At 53.2% G+C, this 26,425-nt stretch carries 22 protein-coding genes, 1 tRNA gene and 1 pseudogene; 9 read left to right on the top strand and 15 right to left on the bottom strand.

Annotation, left to right across the window (positions count from 1 at the left end; all coding sequences use genetic code 11):
• Positions 1–732 precede the first annotated feature (732 nt).
• Together ACG0Z5_RS20565 and ACG0Z5_RS20560 are read left to right on the top strand one after the other, a co-directional pair.
• On the top strand, positions 733–1,995 hold the full coding sequence (locus ACG0Z5_RS20565) for an AAA family ATPase (protein WP_394450711.1): 1,263 nt from the start codon (positions 733–735) through the stop codon (positions 1,993–1,995).
• Position 1,996: 1 nt separating this feature from the next.
• Complete coding sequence (locus ACG0Z5_RS20560) at positions 1,997–2,677, top strand: RloB family protein (protein ID WP_394450709.1); 681 nt, start codon at positions 1,997–1,999, stop codon at positions 2,675–2,677.
• Positions 2,678–2,931: 254 nt separating this feature from the next.
• On the opposite strand, the gene ACG0Z5_RS20555 is transcribed toward ACG0Z5_RS20560, so the two are convergent.
• Positions 2,932–3,007, bottom strand: a tRNA-Ile gene (locus tag ACG0Z5_RS20555).
• 126 nt (positions 3,008–3,133) lie between these two features.
• Between ACG0Z5_RS20555 and mug the strand changes: the two genes are divergently transcribed.
• Positions 3,134–3,640 (top strand): G/U mismatch-specific DNA glycosylase, encoded by a 507-nt coding sequence (mug, locus tag ACG0Z5_RS20550; protein ID WP_394450707.1) that lies wholly within the window; start codon positions 3,134–3,136, stop codon positions 3,638–3,640.
• 37 nt (positions 3,641–3,677) lie between these two features.
• Here the strand turns inward: mug and ACG0Z5_RS20545 are convergent, their stop codons facing one another.
• The 4 genes from ACG0Z5_RS20545 to rpsU all read right to left on the bottom strand — a co-directional run bounded on the left by ACG0Z5_RS20545 (position 3,678) and on the right by rpsU (position 8,397).
• Positions 3,678–4,091 (bottom strand): hypothetical protein, encoded by a 414-nt coding sequence (locus ACG0Z5_RS20545; protein ID WP_319628688.1) that lies wholly within the window; start codon positions 4,089–4,091, stop codon positions 3,678–3,680.
• Positions 4,092–4,283: 192 nt separating this feature from the next.
• Positions 4,284–6,128 (bottom strand): RNA polymerase sigma factor RpoD, encoded by a 1,845-nt coding sequence (gene rpoD, locus ACG0Z5_RS20540; RefSeq protein ID WP_319628687.1) that lies wholly within the window; start codon positions 6,126–6,128, stop codon positions 4,284–4,286.
• Positions 6,129–6,283: 155 nt separating this feature from the next.
• Positions 6,284–8,029 (bottom strand): DNA primase, encoded by a 1,746-nt coding sequence (gene dnaG / locus ACG0Z5_RS20535; RefSeq protein WP_394450704.1) that lies wholly within the window; start codon positions 8,027–8,029, stop codon positions 6,284–6,286.
• Positions 8,030–8,181: 152 nt separating this feature from the next.
• Positions 8,182–8,397: a 30S ribosomal protein S21 gene (rpsU, locus tag ACG0Z5_RS20530; RefSeq protein WP_001144069.1), complete on the bottom strand. Its 216-nt coding sequence runs from the start codon at positions 8,395–8,397 to the stop codon at positions 8,182–8,184.
• A 227-nt stretch (positions 8,398–8,624) separates the two neighbouring features.
• On the opposite strand from rpsU, the gene tsaD reads away from it, so the two are divergent.
• Entirely contained in the window at positions 8,625–9,638 is a 1,014-nt protein-coding gene (gene tsaD, locus ACG0Z5_RS20525; RefSeq protein WP_394450702.1) for a tRNA (adenosine(37)-N6)-threonylcarbamoyltransferase complex transferase subunit TsaD, read from the top strand.
• 47 nt (positions 9,639–9,685) lie between these two features.
• On the opposite strand, the gene ureG is transcribed toward tsaD, so the two are convergent.
• The 8 genes from ureG to plsY form a co-directional block, all read right to left on the bottom strand.
• The gene (gene ureG / locus ACG0Z5_RS20520) at positions 9,686–10,303 is read right to left on the bottom strand and encodes an urease accessory protein UreG (RefSeq protein ID WP_394450700.1); all 618 of its coding nucleotides are present in this window, start codon (positions 10,301–10,303) and stop codon (positions 9,686–9,688) included.
• 9 nt (positions 10,304–10,312) lie between these two features.
• Entirely contained in the window at positions 10,313–10,987 is a 675-nt protein-coding gene (locus ACG0Z5_RS20515) for an urease accessory protein UreF (RefSeq protein ID WP_394450698.1), read from the bottom strand.
• Entirely contained in the window at positions 10,987–11,460 is a 474-nt protein-coding gene (gene ureE / locus ACG0Z5_RS20510) for an urease accessory protein UreE (RefSeq protein WP_394450696.1), read from the bottom strand. The genes ACG0Z5_RS20515 and ureE overlap by 1 nt, the downstream gene beginning before the upstream one ends.
• 9 nt (positions 11,461–11,469) lie before the next feature.
• The gene (gene ureC / locus ACG0Z5_RS20505; RefSeq protein ID WP_394450694.1) at positions 11,470–13,173 is read right to left on the bottom strand and encodes an urease subunit alpha; all 1,704 of its coding nucleotides are present in this window, start codon (positions 13,171–13,173) and stop codon (positions 11,470–11,472) included.
• A complete protein-coding gene (locus ACG0Z5_RS20500; RefSeq protein ID WP_394450692.1) occupies positions 13,170–13,487 on the bottom strand; it encodes an urease subunit beta in 318 nt (105 codons plus the stop codon). Before ACG0Z5_RS20500 ends, ureC begins: the two co-directional genes overlap by 4 nt.
• A gap of 10 nt (positions 13,488–13,497) precedes the next feature.
• Positions 13,498–13,800: an urease subunit gamma gene (locus tag ACG0Z5_RS20495; RefSeq protein WP_319628679.1), complete on the bottom strand. Its 303-nt coding sequence runs from the start codon at positions 13,798–13,800 to the stop codon at positions 13,498–13,500.
• 9 nt (positions 13,801–13,809) lie between these two features.
• On the bottom strand, positions 13,810–14,634 hold the full coding sequence (locus ACG0Z5_RS20490; protein WP_394450688.1) for an urease accessory protein UreD: 825 nt from the start codon (positions 14,632–14,634) through the stop codon (positions 13,810–13,812).
• A 90-nt stretch (positions 14,635–14,724) separates the two neighbouring features.
• Positions 14,725–15,339: a glycerol-3-phosphate 1-O-acyltransferase PlsY gene (gene plsY / locus ACG0Z5_RS20485; protein WP_394450685.1), complete on the bottom strand. Its 615-nt coding sequence runs from the start codon at positions 15,337–15,339 to the stop codon at positions 14,725–14,727.
• A 107-nt stretch (positions 15,340–15,446) separates the two neighbouring features.
• On the opposite strand from plsY, the gene folB reads away from it, so the two are divergent.
• The 3 genes from folB (at position 15,447) to ACG0Z5_RS20470 (ending at position 20,374) form a co-directional block, all read left to right on the top strand.
• The gene (folB, locus tag ACG0Z5_RS20480) at positions 15,447–15,809 is read left to right on the top strand and encodes a bifunctional dihydroneopterin aldolase/7,8-dihydroneopterin epimerase (protein WP_319628676.1); all 363 of its coding nucleotides are present in this window, start codon (positions 15,447–15,449) and stop codon (positions 15,807–15,809) included.
• 99 nt (positions 15,810–15,908) lie between these two features.
• Positions 15,909–16,730, top strand: a complete 822-nt coding sequence (gene bacA / locus ACG0Z5_RS20475; RefSeq protein WP_394450683.1) for an undecaprenyl-diphosphate phosphatase — start codon at positions 15,909–15,911, stop codon at positions 16,728–16,730.
• Positions 16,731–16,987: 257 nt separating this feature from the next.
• Positions 16,988–20,374 carry a glycosyl hydrolase family 18 protein gene (locus ACG0Z5_RS20470; protein WP_394450681.1) on the top strand — a complete coding sequence of 1,129 codons (3,387 nt, stop codon included), beginning with the start codon at positions 16,988–16,990 and terminating at the stop codon, positions 20,372–20,374.
• Between the two features lie 94 nt (positions 20,375–20,468).
• Here the strand turns inward: ACG0Z5_RS20470 and ACG0Z5_RS20465 are convergent, their stop codons facing one another.
• Together ACG0Z5_RS20465 and ACG0Z5_RS20460 are read right to left on the bottom strand one after the other, a co-directional pair.
• Positions 20,469–21,722, bottom strand: coding sequence for a multifunctional CCA addition/repair protein (locus tag ACG0Z5_RS20465; RefSeq protein ID WP_394450678.1), 1,254 nt, complete (start codon positions 21,720–21,722; stop codon positions 20,469–20,471).
• 81 nt (positions 21,723–21,803) lie between these two features.
• Positions 21,804–22,424 carry a TIGR04211 family SH3 domain-containing protein gene (locus tag ACG0Z5_RS20460; protein WP_319628768.1) on the bottom strand — a complete coding sequence of 207 codons (621 nt, stop codon included), beginning with the start codon at positions 22,422–22,424 and terminating at the stop codon, positions 21,804–21,806.
• A 198-nt stretch (positions 22,425–22,622) separates the two neighbouring features.
• Here ACG0Z5_RS20460 and ACG0Z5_RS20455 point away from each other — a divergent pair.
• Together ACG0Z5_RS20455 and glnE are read left to right on the top strand one after the other, a co-directional pair.
• Positions 22,623–23,373 (top strand): annotated as a pseudogene (locus ACG0Z5_RS20455) (inorganic triphosphatase); the annotation flags it as partial.
• Between the two features lie 182 nt (positions 23,374–23,555).
• Positions 23,556–26,396: a bifunctional [glutamate--ammonia ligase]-adenylyl-L-tyrosine phosphorylase/[glutamate--ammonia-ligase] adenylyltransferase gene (glnE, locus tag ACG0Z5_RS20450; protein ID WP_394450675.1), complete on the top strand. Its 2,841-nt coding sequence runs from the start codon at positions 23,556–23,558 to the stop codon at positions 26,394–26,396.
• Positions 26,397–26,425: the final 29 nt, after the last annotated feature.

The raw sequence follows: 26,425 nt of genomic DNA, 5'->3' as shown, positions 1-26,425 counted from the left end.
GTAAAACGTGCTTTTTTCATAGAAATCTCCCCGATTCAGATTACGAGAAATTCTACTTATAAACACACCGTTTTTTCGGGGGGATTACCGTGAAACCTTATTTCAGTTTTGATTTTCTACAAACGGCCCCTTCAGGCCACGCTGTTGCTGGGGTGTTGCGGTCAGGCCCGAACTGAAAAGAATGAAATAGATTTCAGGTTTTTACAGTCAAAAAAGAGTATCGAAGGATCTGATAAAATTTTTAACCAACAGATAATTAAAGGAAAAATGTGTTTTTCATGAGGCGGGAAGGATAGTAAGTAGTAATTAGCCCGATGAAGAAAATGTAGGGATAACCCAGAGCTGGAGCGGCTTAGCTTGGAAAAACCTGTTACGGCTATACTGAAAAATGTTGCCGTGCTGTAGTGTATTTCTGGTGTTGATTTTTTAAACGAAATTTGATTTAGCACTCTTTCCTGCCTGATGGTTGCGCGCGATTTTAAAGCCTCCTAAATGAATTTTAATGCATGTGTTGGTAGCCACTTGCTTTTTGAATTCATCTCTCCTAGTTAATTGTTTAAAAATCAATTCGTTGCGTGTGTGTGGGGGCGGTGATGTTTGCTGGGTTTTATCTGGAAAGATGGTTCTAGGGCATGATTTAACAACAAAATTTGACGAAATATGTCATAATCTGGACATTGACTGTTGCATGATGCCATTTTAGGGTGTTGTATACAGTATCACGGAGGTCACATGCTCATAGAATTCTCATTAAAAAATTACAGATCAGTTGCTGAAACCCAAACCTTGTCTTTAGTTGCATCTAAAATTAAAGAGTTACATGAAAATGTTATTCAGCTTGATGAACCTAACAAGATTGAATTGCTAAGGTCAGCAGCAATTTATGGTGCCAACGCGGCTGGAAAGTCCAATTTTATGGACGGTATCGATACTATGGCCGGGCTTATAATTCATTCTGCTACTGGTCTCAAGGCTGGAGGGGTTCTTCCTGTAAATTCTTTCCAGTTAGATAATGCGTTTAGGAATGAACCCTCCGAGTTTGAAATTAGCTTCATTGCAGAGGGGATTCGTTACCAGTATGGCTTTACTGCAAGCAAAGAAAGAATTCACGAAGAGTGGCTGTATGCCTTCCCAAAAGGTAGACAGCAAAGATGGTTCGTTCGTGTATGGAATTCTGAATCTAATGATTATGATTGGGATATGGGGCCTTCATTATTAGGTGAGAAATTGACTTGGCAGAAGTCTACAAGGCCTAATGCATTATTCTTGTCTACGGCAGTTCAGTTAAATAGTAGTCAGTTAAAACCAGTATATGACTGGTTTAATCTTAAATTAAGAATGACTAATGTAGCTGGGTGGAATGATATATACAGCGCCAAGTTATGTCTGGCAGACAAAAAAAATGATATTTTAAAGTTTCTAAAGGCCGCTGATATCGACATTGACGATATTCACGTAACAAAAGAGAAATTTAGTCCAAATGACATACCCGATGATATGCCTGAATCATTGAGGGAAGTAATGATTAAAAATCTAAAAGATGAAGAGAGATATGAAATAAAAACTCTTCATAAAAATTCAGATGGAGAATTAATTCCTTTTGATTTCGATTCTGAATCAGACGGTACACGCAAACTCTTCAGCTTTGCAGGTCCTTGGATTGACTCCTTAAATAAAGGGAATGTGCTAGTTATTGATGAATTGCATGATAACTTACATCCTAAGTTAGTTAGTTTTTTAGTCGGACTTTTCAATAACCACGAAACTAATCCAAATAATGCTCAGTTAATATTCTCAACACACGAAACATCCATACTAAATCAGAATGTGTTTCGAAGAGATCAGATTTGGTTCTGTTCCAAAGACTCTATGAAGTCGACACAACTTTATCCCCTGACTGATTTCAGCCCAAGGAAAGGTAGGGATAATCTTGAGAGTTCTTATCTTGAGGGACGCTACGGAGCGCTACCATTCATTGGGAAGGTGGGATTTTGATATGGCCAAAAAAAAGTTGGTGTTTGCTAGGGAAGCTAAAGGCTTATCAAAATATAAGCGCAAAGGTATAAGTAGGTCTCCTTATTTGAAGGTTCTTATAGTCTGTGAAGGAAGTAAAACGGAACCGAATTATTTTGAAGAGATTCGCAATCATTATGAGTTAAATACTGCGAATGTCGAAATAACTGGAGAATGCGGCTCAAACCCTATGAGTGTGGTTTCTTGCGCCAGAGAATTGTACAAGAAGCACAAGGACATGCAGGTACCTTTTGACAAGGTTTATTGTGTGATTGATAGAGATGCACACGTAGACTATAACACTGCTAAAGAAACGGTACGGCAATTAACCCCTCATAACGTATACGAATTGATTGATTCTACCCCAAGTTTTGAGTTTTGGTTGCTTTTGCATCATGAGTATACGACGCAGTCTTTTGAGGCGTTAAAGGGAAATAGTGCAGGTAATCAAGTACTGGAACGTCTAAAAGTTCACATGCCACAGTATGGTAAAGGTTCAAAGGACATTTTTACTCAACTGTTCGGGTTGCTTCCAGATGCTATAAGGCACGCAGAAAGACTTGAAGTGGCGGCAGAAGCAAGTGGTTCTGAGAACCCACTGACTAAAGTTCATCGGTTGGTTGTCGCGTTACAGACTCTTAAGAAACCAGTTCAGACGACCTAACTTACCATCTTCATGAACGCTATGTGGACACTGGGATATGAGAAATGGTGGCTTTCTCATACCCCTTTCTTGCATGGTTTTCATGGCGAAGATTGCCTGTATTAATTTTGAAGTCCCATCTGATAGTTCACTTCAAGTATGCAGCTGTGCGCTGTCGTCACTACTCCATGCGACACTTTTGTGACATTTAGCTGACGTATACAAAAAAGCCACTCTTTCGAGTGGCTTAATTATATAATTTTAAAGCTAAAATTTGGTGGCCCCTGTTGGGTTTGAACCAACGACCAAGCGATTATGAGTCGCCTGCTCTAACCACTGAGCTAAGGGGCCGTGGCGGGGAATTATAATGGAACTTGGGGTGCCAATCCAGTAAATGCGCTACGGGTGCTGTTTTTATAAACAATGGCTAATCAATCCCTTATACTTTCCCCACTATCCATTCAACTGAGTCATACAATGGTCAGCGACATTCTTCAACCTGGACTGCGAGTCGTGTTCTGTGGAATCAATCCGGGCAAGTCCTCCGCCCATCTTGGGTTGCCTTTTGCCCATCCCGCCAACCGTTTCTGGAAAATTCTCCATCTGGCCGGATTTACTGACCGACAATTGAAGCCTGAAGAGGCACAGCAACTGCTGGATTACGGCTGTGGCGTGACCAAACTGGTCGAGAGACCGACGGTACAGGCGAATGAGGTCGCACTGCACGAACTGCGAGAGGGCGGCCGGGGACTGATTACCAAGATGCAGGACTATCAGCCAAGGGTGCTGGCTATTCTGGGCAAGCAGGCTTTTGAACAGGCGTTCAGTCAGCGCGGGGCGAAATGGGGCAAGCAGGAGGTGACGGTGGGAGATACTGAGGTGTGGATCTTGCCTAACCCGAGTGGGCTAAGCCGCATTACCCTGGAAAAGCTGGTTGAGGCGTATCGTGAACTCGATGAGGCGTTGGTCGCGAGAGGACGGTGAGACTGGTGGATTCGCCAACCAGTCTCAATCGCTCAGATTACAGCTGACTCGCCTGCGCGACCATGGCCTGGCCTAAGGTGCTTTCAATTTTGTAGCACAGCGTTTTCATGCGGGAGTCATAGACGCTCATCACCAGCTCGTTAATTTTAGGGTTGAGATCGTCTCTCACGGTGAGAAATTGACTGGTTTTACTGATTAGCTCACTCATTTCACTGCTGTATTTATTCCAGCTACGTTGATCGTAGGATTGCAGAGCAGAGAGTTCTTTAGTGCAGGTTTCGTTTGCGGTCAGGCTGACGGTGTTTTCCACTGCGGCTGGCTGAGTAGCTTGTGGAGCGGCTGTTTCAGCGGGTAATGGGGTAACCAGCGATTTTTGCCCGGTCTGTGATTTGTTGACACATCCGGCCAACACGAGGCATAGCACCAAAAAGCCTGCTCTTTTCATTTGCATGGGGTCCCAGAAACGTTATGAATCAGTGTGATATTTATTTGTTCAGATCCCTGAAAAATACCTGTGAAACATACTCATGACAACCTTATTTTACCGGAAACATTTGTTCGGTAGATAATTAGGCTCAGAACGCGGAAAAAAAAGACCGCACCCTGGGGTGCGGTCCTTATATGGCGAGACGACTGCGACGAATTAATCGTCCAGGAAACTACGCAGCACTTCAGAACGGCTCGGGTGGCGCAGTTTGCGCAGGGCCTTCGCTTCAATCTGACGGATACGTTCGCGGGTAACGTCGAACTGTTTACCCACTTCTTCCAGAGTATGGTCGGTATTCATGTCGATACCGAAACGCATACGCAGTACTTTCGCTTCACGCGCGGTGAGACCGGCCAGCACGTCGTGCGTTGCCGCACGCAGGCTTTCGGTGGTTGCAGAATCCAGCGGCAGCTCGAGGGTGGTATCCTCGATGAAATCACCCAGATGCGAATCTTCATCGTCACCGATCGGTGTTTCCATGGAAATAGGCTCTTTGGCGATTTTCAGCACTTTACGGATTTTGTCTTCCGGCATCAGCATGCGCTCGGCCAGCTCTTCCGGCGTCGGTTCACGACCCATTTCCTGCAGCATCTGGCGGGAGATACGGTTGAGTTTGTTGATAGTCTCAATCATATGCACCGGAATACGGATGGTGCGCGCCTGATCCGCGATGGAGCGGGTGATAGCCTGACGGATCCACCAGGTTGCATAGGTGGAGAACTTGTAACCACGGCGGTATTCGAACTTATCAACGGCTTTCATCAGGCCGATGTTGCCTTCCTGAATCAGGTCGAGGAACTGCAGACCACGGTTGGTGTATTTCTTAGCGATAGAAATAACCAGACGTAAGTTCGCTTCAACCATCTCTTTCTTCGCACGGCGGGCTTTCGCTTCACCAATGGACATGCGACGGTTGATATCTTTAACCTGCTCAATGGTCAGGCCGGTTTCTTCTTCAATCTGTTGCAGTTTCTGCAGGCCGCGCTGTACGTCGTCTTTCACGTCGTTCAGTTTTTCAGACCACGGCTTGTTCATTGCGACGGCAGCGTTGAACCAGGTTTCGCTGGTTTCGTTGCCGGTGAACAGGGTGATGAAGTTTTTCTTAGGCATTTTGCACTGTTCAACACACAGCTTCATGATGATACGTTCCTGAACGCGAACGCGCTCCATCATGGTACGCATGCTGTTGACCAGATAATCGAACTGTTTTGGCACCAGGCGGAACTGTTTGAAGACTTCAGACAGTTTCTGGATCTCTTCCTGAGCAGCAGCGTGGCTACGGCCTTTGGCTTTGATGGTGTCACGCGCCAGTTCATACTGGGTGCGCAGTTCGCCGAATTTTTCGCGAGCCAGTTCCGGATCGATGCTGTTATCGTCGTCGCTGGAATCGTCGTCTTCTTCTTCGTCTTCCTCTTCGTCGTCGTCCATCTCTTCCTGAGAGAGTTCAGAACCGACGTGAGTGGCGGTTGGGGCCAGATCTTCTTCAGCGTTTGGATCAACGAAGCCGGTAATTAAATCGGACAGGCGAGCTTCCGCCGCTTCAACGCGATCGTACTGCTCAAGCAGATAGGTGATGGCTTCCGGGTATTCCGCAACGGAGCACTGAACCTGGTTGATGCCGTCTTCAATACGCTTAGCGATGTCGATTTCGCCTTCGCGAGTCAGCAGTTCAACGGTACCCATTTCGCGCATGTACATGCGCACCGGGTCGGTGGTACGCCCGATTTCAGATTCGACGCTGGACAGCACCTGTGCGGCAGCTTCTTCCGCATCTTCGTCGGTGTTGTTTGAGTTTTCAGCCAGCAGGAGATCATCGGCATCAGGTGCTTCTTCCATCACCTGAATGCCCATGTCATTGATCATTTGGATGATGTCTTCGATCTGATCGGAGTCGACGATATCTTCCGGCAGATGGTCATTGACCTCGGCATAGGTCAGATAGCCTTGCTCCTTGCCCTTGGTAACAAGAAGTTTGAGCTGTGACTGCGGGTTTTGCTCCATAAGACGGTATCCACACTTAATTCATTGATTGGTGTCGGTCGGCGAGAACAAGTTACCGACATTTAAAGCGAGGGCCTGCTTATATTATTGCCGCTGCGCCTCGGTGCGGCCTTCGGGATCGTCCCGATTGATATTCGGCACTTAAGCCGTTGAATTCATTTTTTTGCCAGTTCCTGGTTCAGTGTCCAGAGCTCCCGGCGTTCTTCACTGCTTAACCCGTGTGTGCGGTCGCGAGCTATCAACTCTTCTTGCCGCAGGACCAGCAGTGAATCAAACATATGGTTTAACGAGTCGGTGAACGTTTTCTCAGCGATTTCCTTATCTGCTATATCGTCCCACATCGACAGTTTTTCAAGGGTAGCGACTTCATTTGTGCCGCGATACTGCTCGAGCAGCTGGCCGGTTGTCAGTCCCGGCTGTGACAAACAAGTGTTGACCAGTTCAGAAAATAAGCCAAGTCCCGGCATTTTTTTCGGATCCAGCCCCGTTAGCGGCGGCACGATGGCGGCCAGCTCCGGGTTTTGCACCAGTAATCCTATCAGTATACGCATGGTCGTGCGTTTTAGCTGTGGAGCAGGGCGGGCTGTGCCACTTTCTGCCTGTTTTGGCATTAAGCGTTCAAGCTGGGCGTCTTCCAGAATCCCAAGCTTTTTCCCTAACTCCTGACGCAAATAAATGCGCAGCGTTTCACCCGGAACCTGTGTAATCAGCGGCAGCGCCAGCGTACTGAGCTGCGCGCGCCCGTCCGGGGTACTCAAATCTACCTGCGGCATCAGGCTGTTAAACAAAAACGTGGAGAGCGGCTGAGCCTGCTCCATCCGCGCTTCGAACGCCGCTTTACCCTCTTTACGCACCAGTGTATCCGGGTCTTCGCCATCAGGCAGAAACATAAAGCGCAGCTGGCGACCGTCGCTCATATACGGCAGCGCGGTTTCGAGCGCGCGCCATGCGGCTTCGCGTCCGGCGCGGTCGCCGTCATAACAGCAGATGACGTTATTGGTCACCCGAAACAGCAGCTGGATGTGATCGGCTGTGGTCGAGGTGCCGAGCGACGCCACGGCATAGTTAATGTCGTATTGCGCCAGCGCGACGACGTCCATATAGCCTTCGACCACTAACAGACGTTGCGGTTCAGACTCGGTTTGCTGCGCTTCATAAAGGCCATACAGCTGGCGGCCTTTATGGAAAATATCGGTTTCCGGGGAGTTGAGGTATTTCGGCAGGGCATCGCCCAGCACACGACCACCAAAACCAATCACCCGGCCACGTTTATCGCGGATTGGGAACATTACCCGTTCGCGGAAACGATCGTAACTGCGGCCCTTATCGTTGGTCACCAACATTCCGGCATCGGTCAGCGATTGCTGATTTTCACGATTATTGCCAAAACGTTTTAAGACGTTATCCCAGCCTGGCGGCGCATAGCCCATGCCAAATCGGGCGATGACTTCGCTGCTTAAACCGCGCTTCGTCAAATACTGACGCGCAGGCTCGGCGGTGGGTTGATTCAGGGATTGTTGATAAAACGCGCTCAGACCTTCCATTAACTGATAGAGACTTTGCCGCTGATGGCGTTCTATCTGGGTCGGGCCAGAGCCTGCTTCGTACGGGACTTCAAGGTTGTGCATAGCCGCCAGTTCTTCGACGGTTTCAACGAACTCGAGCTTGTCGTAGTTCATCAAAAAGTCGACGGCGTTTCCATGCGCACCACAGCCGAAGCAATGGTAAAACTGTTTCTCACCGTTGACGGTGAACGACGGCGTTTTTTCGTTATGGAAGGGACAGCACGCGTGAAAATTTTTGCCCTGCTTTTTTAGCTTTACCCGGGCATCGATCAAATCGACGATGTCGGTTCTCGCCAGCAGGTCATTGATAAAGACACGTGGGATACGTCCAGCCATAAGCCTCGCATTTCATACGCGTCATCCTTCATACAACTGAATGCTTTAGCGTATGCTGATGTATAAACGAAAATAAGCCGCGCATTCCTTCCGGAAGCACGGCCTTTACAGCTTGAACTCAGTCTGGATTGAGAGCGTGCGCTCTCAACAGATTAGTACAGACGAGTGCGGCGTGCGTTTTCGCGAGCCAGTTTCTTCGCGTGACGTTTCACAGCAGAAGCTTTAGCGCGCTTACGTTCGGTAGTCGGTTTTTCATAGAACTCACGACGACGAACTTCGGCCAGAACACCCGCTTTTTCACAGGAACGCTTGAAGCGACGCAGTGCTACGTCGAACGGCTCGTTTTCACGTACTTTAATTACCGGCATGTAACTCTCACCTTTGATAAATTCGGTTTGCCGCTGGCATCAACGCCAGCTTATTTCAAAATGGTGCGGAATTTTACTGCAACTACCGCTGCTTTGTAAAGCACCAATGCCGTTTTTGAACGGGACTTTTGTAAGGGGGGTGAGTATACACGAACTCGCCCCCCAGGGTATACATCGACCCGCATTCGCCCTACACTGCGCGGTATTGAAATGAGGTAAAACCAACCATGCGTGTACTGGGAATCGAAACATCCTGCGATGAAACCGGCATCGCCATTTATGACGATGTGCAAGGGCTGTTAGCCAACCAATTGTATAGTCAGGTGAAACTGCACGCTGACTACGGCGGCGTGGTGCCGGAGCTGGCCTCCCGCGATCACGTGCGTAAAACGGTGCCCCTGATTCAGGCGGCATTAAAAGAAGCTAGTCTGACGGCAAAAGATATTGATGCAGTGGCCTACACCGCCGGTCCCGGTCTTGTGGGCGCGCTGTTAGTCGGCGCGACCGTGGGACGTGCATTGGCATTTGCGTGGAACGTGCCGGCCATTCCGGTTCATCATATGGAAGGCCATCTGCTGGCACCGATGCTGGAAGATAATCCGCCGGAGTATCCGTTCGTGGCGCTGCTGGTGTCCGGTGGGCACACGCAGCTGATCAGCGTCACCGGTATCGGTGAGTATGAACTGCTCGGTGAATCGATTGACGATGCCGCCGGTGAAGCGTTCGACAAAACGGCCAAGCTGCTGGGGCTCGATTATCCCGGCGGGCCGATGCTGTCGAAAATGGCGGCACAGGGCACCGAAGGGCGCTTTGTGTTCCCGCGTCCGATGACCGACCGTCCGGGGCTGGATTTCAGCTTCTCGGGCCTGAAAACCTTCGCGGCCAACACCATTCGTTCTAACGGGGATGACGACCAGACTCGCGCCGATATCGCCCGCGCGTTCGAAGACGCGGTGGTGGATACGCTGATGATCAAATGCCGTCGGGCGCTGGACCAAACCGGCTTTAAGCGTCTGGTGATGGCTGGGGGCGTGAGCGCCAACCGCACGCTGCGCGCAAAGCTTGCCGAGATGATGCACAAGCGTAAAGGCGAAGTGTTCTACGCCCGTCCAGAGTTTTGTACCGATAACGGCGCGATGATTGCCTACGCTGGCATGGTGCGTCTGAAAACCGGTGAAAATGCGGGCCTCGGCGTGACCGTACGTCCTCGCTGGCCGCTGGCTGAACTGCCTGCCGCGTAATCGTAATGCCCGGTGGCAGCGACGCCTTACCGGGCAAAATTAAACCATTACGCCTTCAACATTCCTTTATCTTCCAAAAACGCAATAATCGTTGCCAGGCCGTCGCCCGCTTTCAGGTTGGTGAAGGTCCACGGACGTTCGCCGCGCATCCGGTTGGTATCGCGTGCCATCACCTCAAGCGACGCGCCGACGTACGGAGCGAGGTCGGTTTTGTTGATCACCAGGAAATCGGATTTGGTGATCCCGGGCCCGCCTTTACGGGGGATCTTTTCCCCTTCGGCCACGTCGATCACGTAAATCGTCAGATCGGCCAGCTCCGGGCTGAAGGTAGCACTCAGGTTATCCCCGCCGCTTTCGACGAAGATCACATCCAGATTGCCGAATTTCTCGCTTAATGCTTCCACCGCCGCAAGGTTCATCGACGCGTCTTCACGAATGGCGGTATGCGGGCAGCCGCCGGTTTCAACCCCAACGATGCGCTCCGGCTCCAGCGCGCCCGCTTCGGTCAGAATACGCTGATCTTCTTTGGTGTAGATATCGTTGGTGACAACCGCCAGATGGTAAGTGTCGCGCATTGCCTTACACAACGCTTCCAGCAGGGCGGTTTTGCCAGACCCGACCGGGCCGCCGACACCAACGCGCAGCGGATGTTTGTAACTTGCCATACCTTCTCCTCAGGAACGGAATAACCGGGAATATTGCGTTTCGTGCCGCGCCGAGGCGATAGCCGCCAGCGGCGTCGCGGAACCGATAAATTCATCGGGGCAGTTCAGCCCCCGTTCAACGCCTGCGGCGTACTGCTCGCACAGCGTCATGATTAACTTCTGCGCCGCCTGTTGACCAAACGGCACCAGCTTCACGCCCGCCATTACCGAACTTTCAATCCAGCTGTAGCCGAGCGTCAGCGCCAGTTCGTGCAGGTCGATGTGCCAGCGCACCCCAAGCCACGCCATACCGCACAGCTGGCTCTGGCTAAATAGCGGTCGCCATTCGTTCGGGCAGTCCGGCTGCCAGTCATACAGCAGGCGGGTAAACGCCAGGCCGCGATTGCGCTCTTCTTCCCGCAGCTCCCGCGTTTCACGACAGGCCAGTAGCCAGGCGCTCCAGCGCTGGGCAGCGGCATAATCCTCCTGCGCAAAAGCGTGATACAGCCGGGCGAACAGCGGCAGGTCGACGTGGAAAAAACTGTGCTCCATCTGCTGCGTTTGCCAGCGGGCGAAGGCGGCGGTGTCTTTGAGCCAGCCCGCTTCCACCGCCCATTCCAGCCCTTGCGACCAGCTGTAGCCGCCAACCGGCAGGTTGCTGCTGGCCAGTTGGAATAAACGTAATCGCTGGGTAATGTCACTCATCAGTGGCTGTGCGAATGTGAGTGGCCGTGATGATGATGCCCCTGTGCTTCACTGGTATAGGCCCCGGCTTCTGGCTCAAACGGCAGGCTGGCAAACGTCACTTGCAGGCCAAACTGGCGCAGCATATCGTCCAGCACGTGATCGTGGTGGTAGCGCAGTTCGCCGGGCATGATTTGCAGCGGCACATGGCGGTTGCCGAGGTGATAGCAGGCTTTAGCGAGCTGGAACGGATCGGCACAACGCACCACCGACACGCCCTCATCGGCGGCGATCACTGTAATACATTCGCTGCCATCTTCGTTCGCCAGGATATCGCCGCCGCGCAGCAGCAGGCCGCGAGGCAGCATCAGCCCGGCTTCGCGTCCGTCGCTCAGCAGCACTTTGGCGCGGCTTTTCACCCGCACGTCAATCGGTAGTGTGACGCTGGCGGTCGGTTGATGCGCGTGGTCAACGCGCTGAGTCAGGTACAGCATCGTGGCTCCTTAAAACAGAAAATAGCGTTGCGCCATCGGCAGGACGTCAGCCGGTTCGCTGGTGATCAGTTTGCCGTCGACCCGGACTTCATAAGTCTGGGCGTCGACGGTGATATTTGGCTGCAGGCTGTTGTGGATCATGTCGGCCTTTTTCACCGTTCGGCAGCCTTTCGCTACCGCGGTCTGGCTCTTTAAGCCCAGCACCTGTGGCACATTGTTATCGACTGCTGCCTGGGATAAAAATGTCAGGCGGCAGTGGTGGCGTGCCGCGCCAAGCGCGCCAAACATCGGCCGGTAATGCACCGGTTGCGGGGTCGGGATGGAAGCATTGATATCGCCCATCGGGGCCATGGCTATCATGCCGCCTTTGACGATCGCGGCAGGTTTCACACCAAAAAAGGCCGGTGACCACAGCACCAGGTCCGCCATTTTTCCCGCTTCGACAGAGCCAACCTCATGGGCGATGCCGTGGGTCAACGCCGGGTTGATGGTGTATTTGGCGATGTAACGCTTCACGCGGACGTTGTCGTTATCGCCCTGTTCCTCAGCCAGCGCGCCGCGCTGCACCTTCATGCGGTGCGCCACCTGCCAGGTGCGTACAATCACTTCACCGACGCGGCCCATGGCCTGCGAGTCCGACGAGGTCAGGGAAAATGCGCCGATATCATGCAGCACGTCTTCGGCGGCGATGGTTTCCCGGCGAATGCGCGACTCGGCAAACGCCACATCTTCGGCGATATCCGGCGACAGGTGATGGCAAACCATCAGCATATCGAGGTGTTCGTCGATGGTGTTCACGGTATAGGGCAACGTCGGATTGGTTGAAGAGGGCAGAATATTTGGGTGCGCACAGGCGGTGATGATATCCGGGGCATGGCCACCGCCCGCACCTTCGGTGTGGAAGGTGTGGATGGTGCGGTCACCGATCGCCGCCAGCGTGTCCTCAACAAAACCCGATTCGTTAAGGGTATCGCTGTGCAGCGCCACCTGAATGTCCATCTCTTCGGCGACGGTTAACGCGCAGTCGATTGCGGCGGGGGTCGCGCCCCAGTCTTCGTGAATTTTCAGGCCAATCACCCCGGCGGCCACCTGTTCGCGCAGGGTGTCGGGGTTGGAGCCGTTGCCTTTGCCCAGCAGGCCGATGTTCACCGGCAGGCTATCGATGGCCTGTAGCATCCGGCTGATGTACCACAGCCCCGGCGTACAGGTGGTCGCGTTGGTGCCTGCCGCCGGGCCAGTGCCCCCGCCAATCATGGTGGTGACGCCGGAGACCAGCGCTTCTTCCGCCTGCTGCGGGCAAATCCAGTGAATGTGAGTATCAACGCCGCCTGCGGTGACTATCTTACCTTCGGCGGCGATCACTTCGGTGCCGACGCCAATCGGGATCGTGACGTTAGGCTGAATATCCGGGTTACCGGCTTTACCGACCGCGAAGATCCGCCCGTCTTTCACGCCGATATCCGCTTTGACTATCCCCCAGTGATCGACGATCAGCGCGTTAGTCAGGACCAGATCTACGCAGTTGTCGCTCAGCATTTGCCCCTGGCCCATGCCGTCGCGGATAACCTTCCCGCCGCCGAATTTGACCTCTTCTCCGTAGGTGGTGAAATCGTCTTCCACTTCAATCCACAGCTCGGTGTCGGCGAGCCGCACTTTGTCGCCAGTGGTCGGGCCGAACATGTCGGCATAGGCCTGACGCGATATCTCACTCATGGTTTCGCCTCCAGCTCACCCATCACCTCTGCACGGAAACCGAAAATGCGTTTATCGCCCGCCACCGCCACCAGTTCGACTTCACGCTTTTGCCCTGGCTCGAAGCGCACGGCGGTGCCCGCCGCAATGTTCAGGCGAAAGCCTTTACACGGCTCTCTGTCGAATTTCAGTGCCGGGTTCACTTCATAAAAGTGATAGTGCGATCCGACCTGAATTGGGCGATCGCCATGATTTTCGACCACCGTTTTGCGCGTTTTGCGGCCCACGTTGAGGGCGATGTTACCGTTCTGGATTTTATATTCACCGGGGATCATGGTGGCGTCCTCAGAGTATCGGGTTATGCACGGTGACGAGTTTGGAGCCATCCGGGAAGGTAGCCTCGACCTGAATATCGGGGATCATCTCCGGCACGCCTTCCATCACCTGTTCGCGGGTCAGCACATGGCGACCGTCTTCCATCAGCGAGGCCACGCTTTTGCCGTCGCGCGCGCCCTCCATGATGAAGGCGCTGATTAAGGCCACCGATTCGGGATAATTGAGCTTCACCCCACGGGCGAGGCGGCGCTCTGCCACCAGGGCAGCGGTAAACAACAGCAGCTTGTCTTTTTCTCTGGGCGTCAGTTCCATAGCGTTCTCTCAGGTCAGCCAGATTCGGGGGAGCAAAGGGGATTTATTCAGCAGCTGCGGGCGCAGCGCCTGCCAGATGTCGCGCATCGCACGCTGGCAAATCAGGTTGTCGTGCGACAAAAAGCGCACCGTCAGCAGGCCGTCGGTCAGCGTCGCCCCGGCAAAGGTGTCGAGTGGGGTAAGTTGGTCGCGCACTGCGTCGAGCATCGTTTCATCCCCGGGATAAAACAGTAGGCTGCCGACCCACGGCTGTTCAGCCACGCCGCTCAGGTTGCCGTCGCGCAGATGCAGACGTTCAATCAGCAGCGGGGTGCCGTCTTTCCAGACCTCTAACCGATTGCTGATTTCGCCGTGGCTGAACGTTTCGCCCATTACTGGGCGGCCCAGACAAAAAAGCTCCCACGCCAGCAGGCGCGCGCCTTCCTGCAAATGGAATACGCTGTGCAATGCGGCGTTGGCGCCGGGAAAGAAGATGGTGTCCTGCGGCAGCCATTCGAGAATGGCGTTTGGCGCGAGGTCGAAACGCTGGCTCAGGCGCGCCTGCGGCCCGTGGCTGCGGTAAAATTTACTGGCACCGGGCATGGTAATCAGCGTGTGGCTGTCGGCGTCGAGGATAACGGAGATATCAAGTTCATCACCGCCGACAATACCGCCGGGCGGATGTAACAGGTACAGATGACAGGTGTCGCCTTCGGGGTAAAAGGGACGTTGAACGGTCAAGGGACCAGAATGGCGAGCGGAAGCCAGAACCGTTTTTACCGGCGTGCGGCGGAACAGCAGGGCCAGCGTGGCGTGCCAGCCTTTTTTTTCACTCTCCGGTTCTGCGCCAGACAACGCGGCACCTCTGCAATAGCGTGATTAATCAGACGCTAATGAGTATGGATCACTCTGCAAAGTTCGCGGTCATAGGAAAGGCTTATGATGCTATTCCTGCGGTTTTTTCTTTTTTCGCAGGCGCGACCAGATTTTGGTTTCCTGACGACGCCATAAGCGCTGGATATTATCGTGGTGGCGCAGCAGGATCAGACAGGAAAGCATCGACACCGGGAAGGTGTACTGCGGTTTGAACCACCAGACGTAAAACGGTGCCACCAGCGCGCTGACAATCGCGCCCAGCGACGAATAGCCGCTCAGCAGAATGGTTAGCAGCCAGGTGCCGGCCATCACGCCGGTGAGGTCGAGGCCAATCGGTGCAATCGCCCCGAATGCCGTCGCCACGCCTTTGCCGCCGCGAAAACCAAAGAAGACGGGCCAGATATGGCCGATGCAGGCGGCGATCCCGACGAGGCCGAGCCAGAAGGGAGTGAACCCCAACGCCCAGGCACCCCAGGTCGGCAACATGCCTTTAAGGATGTCGAAGATCAGTACAGCTACGGCTGCTCCCTTGCCGCCAATTCGTAAAACGTTGGTCGCTCCGGGGTTACCGGAACCGCTCATGCGTGGGTCAGGCAGACCCGCAATGCGGCAGACCAGAATGGCGCTGGAAATTGAGCCGCAAAGGTAGGCGAGGATAACCATTCCAGGCTCGATTGCACTCATAACGCTGTTCCGTTTTGAAAATGTATCGGTATTCTCTTCATCTGTGGATAATACGCATATTTTGCCGGAAGTGGTATCCGGCACGGGCAAAAAGCAGGCAGGTCGTGATGGATATTGTATTTATAGAGCAACTTTCGGTAATCACCACTATTGGTGTTTACGACTGGGAACAGACCATCGAGCAGAAGCTGGTGTTCGATATCGAAATGGCGTGGGACAACCGAAAATCCGCCGCCAGCGACAACGTTGAGGACTGCCTCAGCTATGCCGACATCAGCGAGGCGGTCATCGCCCACGTTGAAGGCGGGCGTTTTGCGCTGGTGGAGCGGGTAGCTGAAGAAGTCGCTGACATTTTGCTGGCGCGGTTTAACTCGCCGTGGGTGCGTATCAAACTCAGCAAACCGGGGGCGGTCGCGCGTGCAGCGAACGTTGGCGTCATCATCGAGCGTGGCGCTAATCCGAAAGCGTAAGAATAAATTCATTTTAGTTAAACAAAGTGCCGATAGTTATGTCTTAAAGCTGGATTCTTGTTACAGCTTCTTTTTTCTTGATTATTTAAGGGTTTATTGATGAGCGATATGCACTCGCTACTGGTAGCGGCCATTCTGGGTGTTGTCGAAGGACTGACTGAGTTTTTACCCGTTTCCAGTACCGGCCACATGATTATCGTCGGCCACCTGCTGGGTTTTGAAGGCGAAAAGGCCAATACCTTTGAGGTGGTTATCCAGTTAGGATCGATCCTCGCGGTGGTGGTGATGTTCTGGCGCCGTCTGTTTGGTCTGATCGGCATTCACTTTGGTCGGCCTCCGGTACATGAAGGTGAGGGCTCCGGTCGACTGACGCTGATCCACGTGCTGCTGGCCATGATCCCGGCGGTGGTGCTGGGGCTGGTGTTACACGATGCCATCAAAGCGCTGTTCAATCCGGTGAACGTGATGTACGCGCTGATTGTCGGCGGTGTGCTGCTGATTGCGGCTGAAGTCTTTAAACCGAAACAGCCGCGCACCGTGGGTCTGGACGATATGACCTACCGTCAGGCGTTTCTGGTTGGCTGTTTCCAGTGTCTGGCGTTGTGGCCAGGTTTTTCACGATCCGGTTCGACCATCGCGGGTGGAATGCTGCTCGGGATTAGTCGTTACGCTGCGGCAGAGTTTTCCTTCCTGCTGGCGGTGCCGATGATGATGGGGGCCACGGCGCTCGATATTTATAAGAGCATCGGATTCCTGACGACCTCGGATATTCCGATGTTTGCCGTCGGTTTCGTGACCGCGTTTATCGTGGCACTGATTGCAATTAAAACTTTCCTGCACATCATTAAGCGTATTACGTTTATTCCGTTTGCTATCTATCGCTTTATCGTGGCGGCAGCGGTTTATGCGGTGTTTATGTAACATATAAACTCTGATGATAAATAAAGAAAAGCTTCGTTTCGGCGAGGCTTTTTTATTTTATATATCATTCGTGTGAATGAATGAGCGGTAACACATAAATTTGAATACATTATTTTTTCTAACGTATACTAATTGAGTTATTAATTCGAATTATGTAATTAAGTTCTGAGCCTAACCCATAAATGATACCTTGGCGTGTGTTTTCTTTATGCACTCTTTGTTAACAATGAATTTATGGATAAATTCGGAGCCTTTTTATGCGCTTGAACAAATTAACCACGGCGATTCTTTTTTCCGCCGTCGGATTCCCTATGCTATCGTCAGCTGCGAACGTCACGGCAAACGATCAGACAAATAGCTTCTCAGGCCTCGATTACTCGATGATGATCACCAAAGATGGTGGACATACCTGGACCGCTTATACCGATGCATCACAAAATAACTTTCCGGGTACCGTTTTAGCCGAAATCGCGCCGAAGCAAGAACTGGCGATTATCTCCGAAGATTACGATCCGAACCGCACCTACCGTGGCGGTGAGACGGTGCGCTTCCTCGGCTATTACTGGACCGCGCAGTGGTGGGTTGATCAGGGCATCAGCCCGGGCACCGATCCGGTTTGGAAATCGGGTGATGCTATCAACATCAAACCTTATGCCACCTTCCAGTTCACGCCGTACACCGGCCAGGACGCCATCGATCTGCAGACCCGTGAAAAGGCCCGAGTGGCCGCGCAGCGTAAAGTCATTGGCTATTTCCCAGAATGGGGCGTGTATGAAGCGCATAACTTCTTTACCCCCGATAAAGTGGACTACGCTGGCCTGAGCCATCTGAACTACGGTTTTGCGGTAGTGAAAGACGGTGTCGTGACCATGCATGACACCGACAAAGCACCGGGTCTTATCAAAGATCTGGAAGTGCGCACCGATAAGGCCAACGTGGCGCATATGATTTCTGTCGGTGGCTGGAATAACTCTCAGGAAGGCGTCTTTGAAGCGGCAACCGCCACCGATGCAGGCCTCGAGCGACTGGCCAACAGCATGGTTAGCTACATGGCGAAGTGGCATTTTGATGGCCTCGATATTGACTGGGAATACCCGGATACCGAAGCTGAGAAAGCCCAGTTCACCAAGCTTATCCAGTCCCTGCGTACCAAGCTGGACGCGCAGGGCAAAAAAGATGATAAGTACTATCAGCTCTCTGCAGCAGTCACCACCAACCACAACAACATTCAGTTCATCAACCCGGCTGTAACTGCTCCGTTGCTGGATAGTGTGAACGTGATGGCGTATGACATCCACGGGGCATTCGATCCGTTAACCGGTCATAACGCACCGCTGTTCGAAAACAGCCATGATGAAGATAAAGATCTGAACGTGGCCGACACCATGACCGCCTACGTCGAAACCTGGAAAGTACCGAAAGCCAAACTGATGATGGGTATCCCCTATTACGGTCGCGGCTGGGGCCATGTTCCGGGAACAGAACTCATTCCTGGTTTGCCGGGCATGTTTAACACCGGTGCGGCAACAGTGAAAGGCGCATGGGATGATGCTCAAGACATGACTGGCACCAACCCGTGGTATGTGCTGAAAGATAAACTGAACAGCGGGGAATATACGCGCTACTGGGACTCTGAGTCACACGTTCCTTATCTCTACAGCAAAACCAAGCAAGAATTCCTGACCTATGACGATCCCCAGTCTATTCAGGAAAAAGTGGATTATATCAACGCACAAGGCTTTGGCGGCGCTATCCTCTGGGATATCAGCGGAGATACTCCTGAGCATGAACTGGGCCATATCGTTGATGATATTCTGACCACCCCAATGCCACAGCCTAATCCGGATCCTCAGCCCGATCCCGATCCGCAGCCACAGCCACAGCCACAGCCCGATCCAACCCCAGCTACTGGTGTTAAAGCCACGCTGTTCCAGAATACTGGATTTGCTGGTGATAGCCTGCAAGTCACTGAGGACATCGATTGCTTAGGCGGTATTAAGATGAATGGCGGTAAGAACGCCAATGACGAAGCCTCCTCTGTATCGCTTGAAGATGGTTCTTTGGGTATCAATTTATTCAAAGAATGTCATTTCGCTGGAGATAAGGTGACGTATCTCGCTGATGCAACGTCCCTGAGCAGCGGCTTTAACGATATGGTCTCTTCTGTTCAGATGATTAAAGCGATTGGCTATAAAGACACGGGTTACGCTAGCTCGTCATTAAACATTGTCGGCGATATGGAATGGCTCGGCGATGACCTTAGTTTCAATGATGTCATGTCCTCTATTAAAGTTGCTGAGGGTTATACCGTTCGACTGTATAGCGATCGTAACTTTGCAGGGTCATCTGTTGATGTGAAAGCCGGTCAAAATATTACCGATCTTAATTCACTGAGTTTTAATAACAAAGTTTCGTCATTAAAAATCATCACCAATGTTGAGCCAGAACCGCAGCCAGAGCCAGAGCCAGAACCAACGCCTGCTATCGATGCTAAAGCCACGCTGTTCCAGAACACGGGTTTTGCTGGTGATAGTCTGCAAGTGACTGAGGACATCGATTGCTTAAACGGTATGAAGATGATTGGCGGCAAGAACGCCAATGACGAAGCGTCCTCCGTATCGCTTGGAGAAGGTTCTTTGGGTATTAATTTATACAAAGAGTGTCATTTTGCCGGAGATATGGTGTCGTACACCGCTGATGCAACGTCCCTAAGCAGCGGTTTCAACGATAGAGTCTCTTCTGTTCAGATGATTAAAGCGATTGGTTATAAAGACAACGGTTATCGTAGCTCATTCTTAAACATTGTCGGTGATATGGAATGGCTCGGAGACGACCTTCATTTCAATGATGTCATGTCCTCGATCAAGGTGGCTGAAGGTTATACTGTCCGCCTGTATGCCGATAGTAAGTTTAAAGGGTCTTATGTTGATGTGACCGCGGGTCAAAATATTACCGACCTTAATTCAGTGAAATTTGATAACAAAGTCTCTTCATTAAAAGTTTTCGCCAATGATGAGCCAGAACCGCAGCCAGCCCCGCAACCGGAACCAACGCCGGTGAGCGGTATTAAAGCAGCCACACTGTTCCAGAGCTCTGGCGCTACTGGTGATAGCCTGGATATCACTGGGGACATCGATTGCTTAAAAGGTGTCAAGATGAAAAACGGTTTTGAAGCCGATAACGAAGTGTCGGCCGTAATAGTGCCAGAAAGTTCGTTGGGAATACGTTTATACAAAGACTGTCAGTTCAAAGGCGATTCGTACATCTATAAATATCATAAATCTCAACCTAAATATGATATGACCCGGTCAGGTATCGACATGAACAAAGCAGCATCATCTGTTCGGGTAGTTAAAGCGAGTGCATATGATGCAACCTATTATACTGGCACCTCGTTAGACATTATGGGTGATACGCCATGGCTCAATGGCGGTTATCAATATTGGGAATATATGCCTAGTTTCGACGGTAAGATGACCTCAATAAAGGTTGCTGAGGGTTATACCGCTCGCGTATATGCTGATCGAGACTATCAGGGGGCTTATATTGATGTGAAGTCAGGTGAACAGATTCCCGATCTTAAAAAACTGTCATTTGATAACAAAGCCTCTTCGATAAAATTCTTTATCGATCAAGCCAAGTAATCTTCCATGAACGGCTTTTGACCGCATCATATTAAGTCAAAGGTAGATCTTAAATCGCCTTTATCCCTGTGGGTAAAGGCGATTTTTTTATGCATTAACGTTCACGCTGCTGGTCGCCATTCAACCCTTTCTCCTGTTTCCAGGCATTCACGGCGGCAACACGTCGTCGCGTCAGCTCTTCCCGCACGTCAGGGCCTTTAAATCCGGCCTCAATCACCGGTTTGGTCGGTACGGATTTTGCCACTTCCCACGCTTCCCGCAATAAACGCCCCTGCAGATAATCGCAGGCTTCAAATCCTGTGCGCCCGCGCACGTCGGCTTCACTGGTTAACGCGATTTGCTCCACGCGCTGCGGTTTACGCCAGGCATCGATGCTGTCGAACAGCTTTACAATGGTGGCGGGTTTCAGCATCGGGAAGGTGTGGATGAGGTCATGGAACTCCGCCACCAGTTTCGCCAAATCCCGCATCTCGTTGGGCACGCGCAGTCGCGCGCAAAGCCCTTCCACCAATTTCACGCCCGCCAGTCCGTGTCCGTGATGGCGGGGCCACAGCGCTTTCGGCGTCAGGCCTTTACCTAAATCGTGGCACAGCGTGGCGAAACGCACGTCGATGGCAGGGGTTAACATTGCCGCCATGCTCAGGGTCATCAACGTATGTACGCCGGTGTCGATTTCAGGGTGCCATTTAGCCGGGGCTGGCACGCCGTACAGGGCGTCAATTTCCGGGAACAATACCTTCAGGGCACCGCAGTCACGCAGGGTCTGGAAGAAAACCTGTGGATTGCGGGTGCTGAGCGCACTTTCCGTTTCCTTCCACACACGCTCGGGCGTGAGGTGTTCCAGCTCGCCAGCGTCGGTCATCGCCCGCATCAGCGCCATCGTCTCATCGGCAATGCGGAAGCTTAAATGGGCATAGCGGGCGGCAAAGCGGGCGACGCGCAGCACGCGCAGCGGATCTTCGCTAAACGCGGGCGAGACGTGGCGCAGCACGCGATTTTTCACATCCTGCTGGCCGTGATACGGGTCGATAATCTGGCCGTTATCATCCTGCGCGAGGGCGTTAACCGTCAGGTCACGACGCAACAAATCTTGTTCAAGGGTGACGTCAGGAGCCGCATAACAGGTAAAGCCGGTGTAGCCCGAGCCGGATTTCCGTTCGGTGCGCGCGAGGGCATATTCTTCGTGGGTTTTGGGGTGGAGAAAAACAGGAAAATCGCGACCTACCTGCTGGTAGCCCGCGTCGAGCATTTGCTGCGGTGTGGCGCCGACAACGACCCAATCTTTGTCTTTGACCGGCAGGCCTAACAACGCATCGCGAACTGCACCACCGACCAGATATGTCTTCACGCCAACTCTCTCCTCACTCTGTTTATCTGATGATAATACGGAAGTGTAGAAGAGATGGCTAATCGGGCGGTGGTGAAGCCGTTAGTTCATCCAGCGATCGTTGCGTTTACGGCTCGGTACCAGACGTGGCAGAACCAGACCGAGGATCAAGCCCACGCCCAGCACGCCGCCGCCATACATAAACCACTGCATGATGATGGTACGCTGTTTGTCATCCAGCTGCAGATTGGCGGCACTCACCTTTTTCTGCGCCACGATGAGCTCGTTCTTCAGCTTCTGATTTTCATCTTTCAGACCGTTAATCACGCTGTCGCTCTGGGCGACTTTTTTCTGCATATCTGCAGTGCGCTGATTCCAGGTGGTATCAATATTGTTCAGCTTATCCGTCAGCGTTTTGACCTGATTTTCGAGGTCAGGCACGCGCGTTTTAAAGCTTGGCTCGCTTTTCAGCTCTTTCAACGGGATCCACGCGGTGCGGCCGTTACTGTCGCGAACTTGTCCGTACTGGGTGGCGTCGTTGGTCTGTAACAGGGTGACGGCTTCACCCGCGGTGACGGTACCTGCGAGGCGATAGTTATCGCCAGGACCGCTGCGTACCCAGGTGTTCAGCTCGTCAGAGACGTAACGTGTTTCTTCAGCGTGAACCACTGCTGAAGCGCTAAGTGCAAATAAAGTTAATCCAATCAAGCGTAATTTAGGCATCAGGTCATCGTTATTGTCATAAAGTGAATCGATAGTAATGGCATCAGTCTGACGATGCCAGGCATTCTGCCGCAATCAGAATCCTCCAGGAGGACGTTGCATGGCAAAGTAGCGCGAAATACACTCTACTGACAAAAAAGATGCGCGGAAGTTCGGCGTAACGTTCAATCCAGGCAACGCAACCATAAGAAATCAGTCATGGATCAGGAAATCGAATTGAAGTTCATCGTTGAGCAGCACGGCGTCGACACCCTGCGCCAGCAGCTTAACGCTCTCTCTGCGGAACATATTCCGGCCTCTCAACTGCTGAATATCTACTACGAAACCGCCGACAACTGGCTTCGTCGTCACGACATGGGCCTGCGTATTCGCGGCCACAACGGTCGCTTTGAAATGACGATGAAAATTGCCGGGAAAGTGGTGGGCGGGCTACATCAGCGCCCTGAATACAATATTGATATTGATAAAGCCGAACTGGCGCTGGAAAAACTGCCCGCCGAAGTCTGGCCGGAAGGCAAACTGCCGCCCGCGCTGGCCTCTGAGGTGCAACCGCTATTCAGCACCGATTTTTACCGGGAAAAGTGGCTGGTCAACCATAACCAGAGCCGGATCGAGCTGGCGCTGGATTTAGGTGAGGTCAAAGCCGGGGGGCATCAGGAGCCAATTTGCGAGCTGGAACTGGAACTGCTGCACGGCCAGGTTGACGATATTCTGGAATTGGCCGAACAGCTGCTGACGGCGGGCGTGCTGCGTCAGGGAAGTCTGAGTAAAGCGGCGCGTGGCTATCATCTGGCGGCGGGTAACGCAGAACGTAGCGTGAAAAAAGCGGCATTTACCGGCAACGATAACGCCAGTCTCGAAGCGGCGCTGGCGCACTGGCAGTATCACGAAGAGCTGTGGCTGCGCGGAAATGATGCCGCGAAAGCCGAAGTGCTGAAAGCGGTGGCCTTTATTCACACCAGCCTGCAACGCGAACACGAGATGGCAGCCGTTCAGATGGCGCAGATTGGCGAGGCGATTTCTGCGGCCACCCGCGCCAAAGAGGCGGCGTTCAAACCGCACATTGCGCAGGCAAAACTGATGCTGACGGCCTTTTTGGTCACCGGACGATAGAGAGCAGGAGAGGGCGTCATGACACCGTTTTCTTTGCAGTTACAACAGCACTGGCAGACGGTAGTCGACCGCCTGCCGCCCGATTTCCCGTCCGCATCGCTTAGCCCACAGGCGCAGGCGGCGATGACCTTCAGCGATTTCATTAGCCAAAGTCTGGCCGCGCATCCCGACTGGCTGAGCGAACTGGAAACGAACCCGCCTAAGGCCGATGAATGGCAGCATTACGCCGCCTGGTTGCAGGCGGCGCTGGCCGATGTCCGCGATGAAAATAGCCTGATGCGTGAATTACGCTTGTTCCGCCGCCGGGTAATGGTGCGCATTGCCTGGGCGCAGGCGCTGTCGCAGGTTTCCACCGAAAGCAGTTTGCAGCAGTTGAGCCATTTGGCGGAAACGCTGATTGTCGCCACTCGCGACTGGCTGTATGACGCCTGCTGTCGGGAATGGGGTACGCCATGCAACGCCGAGGGCAAACCGCAGCCGCTGCTGATTTTAGGCATGGGCAAACTCGGTGGCGGCGAGCTGAATTTCTCCTCTGATATCGATCTGATTTTTGCCTGGCCGGAACACGGTTCGACCCAGGGCGGCCGACGTGAACTCGACAACGCCCAGTTCTTCACCCGGATGGGGCAACGGCTGATCAAAGCGCTGGACCAGCCGACGATGGACGGTTTTGTCTATCGCGTCGACATGCGTCTGCGCCCGTTTGGCGAAAGCGGCCCGCTGGTACTGAGCTTCGCCGCGCTGGAAGATTATTACCAGGAGCAGGGCCGCGACTGGGAACGCTACGCGATGGTGAAGGCGCGGATCATGGGCGATCGCGAAGGCGTCTATGTCGACGAGCTACGCGCCACGCTGCGCCCGTTCGTGTTCCGTCGCTATATCGATTTCAGCGTGATCCAGTCGCTGCGTAACATGAAGGGCATGATTGCCCGCGAAGTACGTCGCCGGGGCCTGAAAGACAATATCAAGCTCGGGGCGGGCGGCATTCGTGAAATTGAATTTATCGTACAGGTCTTCCAGCTGATCCGCGGCGGGCGCGAGCCCACTTTGCAGGGGCGTTCGTTGCTGCCGACGCTGGACGCCATTGATGCGCTGCATCTGCTGCCGGAAGGCGAGGCGCAACAACTGCACGATGCCTATCTGTTTTTACGCCGTCTGGAAAACCTGCTGCAAAGCATCAACGATGAACAGACACAAACCCTGCCGCAGGACGATCTCAACCGCGCACGTTTAGCGTGGGGCATGGGTTTTGCCGAGTGGAACTCGTTGGCGCAGGCGCTGGAAGAACAGATGACCCGCGTGCGGCAGATTTTTAACGACCTGATTGGCGATGACGAAGAAACGTCAGCGGATGAACAGCTTTCTGAGCACTGGCGCGAGCTGTGGCAGGACGCGTTGCAGGAAGACGACACCCTGCCGGGGCTGGCGCATCTGAGCGACAGCGCCCGTCATCAGGTCCTGACGCTGGTGGCCGATTTCCGCAAAGAGCTCGACCGACGCACTATCGGGCCGCGTGGACGTCAGGTCCTGGATTCGTTAATGCCGCATTTGCTGAGCGATGTGTGCAGCCGGGAAGATGCCCCGGTGCCGCTGGCGCGCATTATTCCGCTACTGACCGGGATCGTGACGCGCACTACTTACCTTGAGCTGCTGAGTGAATTCCCCGGCGCGCTCAAGCATTTGATTCGCCTCTGCGCCGCCTCGCCGATGGTGGCCAACCAGCTGGCGCGCTATCCGCTGTTGCTGGATGAACTGCTCGACCCGAACACGCTGTACCAACCCACGGCGACCGACGCCTATCGCGACGAACTGCGCCAATATCTGTTGCGCGTGCCGGAAGAAGATGAAGAACAGCAGCTCGAAGCGCTGCGCCAGTTTAAGCAGGCACAGCTGCTGCGCGTCGCGGCGGCCGATATCGCCGGAACGCTACCGGTGATGAAAGTGAGCGATCACTTAACCTGGCTGGCGGAGGCGATGATCGACGCGGTGGTGCAGCAGGCGTGGACGCAAATGGTGGCCCGTTTTGGCCAGCCTCGCCATCTGGCGGAACGTCTGGGGCGCGGTTTCGCGGTGGTCGGTTATGGCAAACTCGGCGGTTGGGAGCTGGGCTACAGCTCTGACCTCGACCTCGTGTTCCTGCATGATTGTCCGCTCGACGTGATGACCGACGGCGAACGTGAAATTGATGGTCGCCAGTTCTATCTGCGCCTGGCACAGCGCATCATGCATCTGTTCAGCACCCGCACTTCTTCGGGCATTCTGTACGAAGTGGACGCTCGCTTACGTCCATCCGGCGCGGCGGGAATGCTCGTGACCACCACGGATTCGTTTGCCGATTATCAGCACAATGAAGCCTGGACCTGGGAGCATCAGGCCCTGGTGCGTGCCCGCGTGGTGTATGGCGATCCGCAGCTGCAGGCGCAGTTTGACGCTATCCGCCGCGATATTTTGACCACCTCCCGCGAAGGCGAGAAGCTGCAAACCGACGTGCGTGAAATGCGCGAGAAAATGCGCGCGCACCTCGGGGGGAAACACCGCGATCGCTTTGATATTAAAGCCGATGAGGGCGGTATTACCGATATCGAGTTTATTACGCAATATCTGGTGCTGCGCTTCGCCCACGACAAACCGAAGCTGACGCGCTGGTCGGATAACGTGCGTATCCTCGAACTGCTGGCGCAAAACGACATTATGGACGAACAGGAGGCGCTGGCGTTGAGTCGGGCCTACACCACGCTGCGCGATGCCTTGCATCACCTGGCGTTGCAGGAAGCGCCGGGCCACGTGGCACTGGAAGCTTTTGCGGCGGAACGTGAGCTGGTTACCGCCAGCTGGCGAAAGTGGCTGGTGCTGCCCTGAGATGGTATTATCGCGCGCAATTAATGAAT

The organism is Scandinavium sp. M-37, assembly GCF_043558715.1.
Classification (GTDB): domain Bacteria; phylum Pseudomonadota; class Gammaproteobacteria; order Enterobacterales; family Enterobacteriaceae; genus Scandinavium; species Scandinavium vulneris_A.
Note: the sequence above shows the minus strand (reverse complement) of the source record. Positions and strands in the feature narration are given on the sequence as shown.

Coding starts and splice junctions, on each gene's coding strand:
- bacA (WP_394450683.1), top strand. CDS start 15,909: ATGAGCGATATGCACTCGCTACTGGTAGCGGCCATTCTGGGTGTTGTC.
- ureG (WP_394450700.1), bottom strand. CDS start 10,303: ATGGCAAGTTACAAACATCCGCTGCGCGTTGGTGTCGGCGGCCCGGTC.
- ACG0Z5_RS20470 (WP_394450681.1), top strand. CDS start 16,988: ATGCGCTTGAACAAATTAACCACGGCGATTCTTTTTTCCGCCGTCGGA.
- rpoD (WP_319628687.1), bottom strand. CDS start 6,128: ATGGAGCAAAACCCGCAGTCACAGCTCAAACTTCTTGTTACCAAGGGC.
- ACG0Z5_RS20545 (WP_319628688.1), bottom strand. CDS start 4,091: ATGCAAATGAAAAGAGCAGGCTTTTTGGTGCTATGCCTCGTGTTGGCC.
- mug (WP_394450707.1), top strand. CDS start 3,134: ATGGTCAGCGACATTCTTCAACCTGGACTGCGAGTCGTGTTCTGTGGA.
- ACG0Z5_RS20515 (WP_394450698.1), bottom strand. CDS start 10,987: ATGAGTGACATTACCCAGCGATTACGTTTATTCCAACTGGCCAGCAGC.
- rpsU (WP_001144069.1), bottom strand. CDS start 8,397: ATGCCGGTAATTAAAGTACGTGAAAACGAGCCGTTCGACGTAGCACTG.
- folB (WP_319628676.1), top strand. CDS start 15,447: ATGGATATTGTATTTATAGAGCAACTTTCGGTAATCACCACTATTGGT.
- ACG0Z5_RS20565 (WP_394450711.1), top strand. CDS start 733: ATGCTCATAGAATTCTCATTAAAAAATTACAGATCAGTTGCTGAAACC.
- glnE (WP_394450675.1), top strand. CDS start 23,556: ATGACACCGTTTTCTTTGCAGTTACAACAGCACTGGCAGACGGTAGTC.
- dnaG (WP_394450704.1), bottom strand. CDS start 8,029: ATGGCTGGACGTATCCCACGTGTCTTTATCAATGACCTGCTGGCGAGA.
- ureE (WP_394450696.1), bottom strand. CDS start 11,460: ATGCTGTACCTGACTCAGCGCGTTGACCACGCGCATCAACCGACCGCC.
- ACG0Z5_RS20560 (WP_394450709.1), top strand. CDS start 1,997: ATGGCCAAAAAAAAGTTGGTGTTTGCTAGGGAAGCTAAAGGCTTATCA.
- ACG0Z5_RS20500 (WP_394450692.1), bottom strand. CDS start 13,487: ATGATCCCCGGTGAATATAAAATCCAGAACGGTAACATCGCCCTCAAC.
- plsY (WP_394450685.1), bottom strand. CDS start 15,339: ATGAGTGCAATCGAGCCTGGAATGGTTATCCTCGCCTACCTTTGCGGC.
- ureC (WP_394450694.1), bottom strand. CDS start 13,173: ATGAGTGAGATATCGCGTCAGGCCTATGCCGACATGTTCGGCCCGACC.
- ACG0Z5_RS20460 (WP_319628768.1), bottom strand. CDS start 22,424: ATGCCTAAATTACGCTTGATTGGATTAACTTTATTTGCACTTAGCGCT.
- tsaD (WP_394450702.1), top strand. CDS start 8,625: ATGCGTGTACTGGGAATCGAAACATCCTGCGATGAAACCGGCATCGCC.
- ACG0Z5_RS20495 (WP_319628679.1), bottom strand. CDS start 13,800: ATGGAACTGACGCCCAGAGAAAAAGACAAGCTGCTGTTGTTTACCGCT.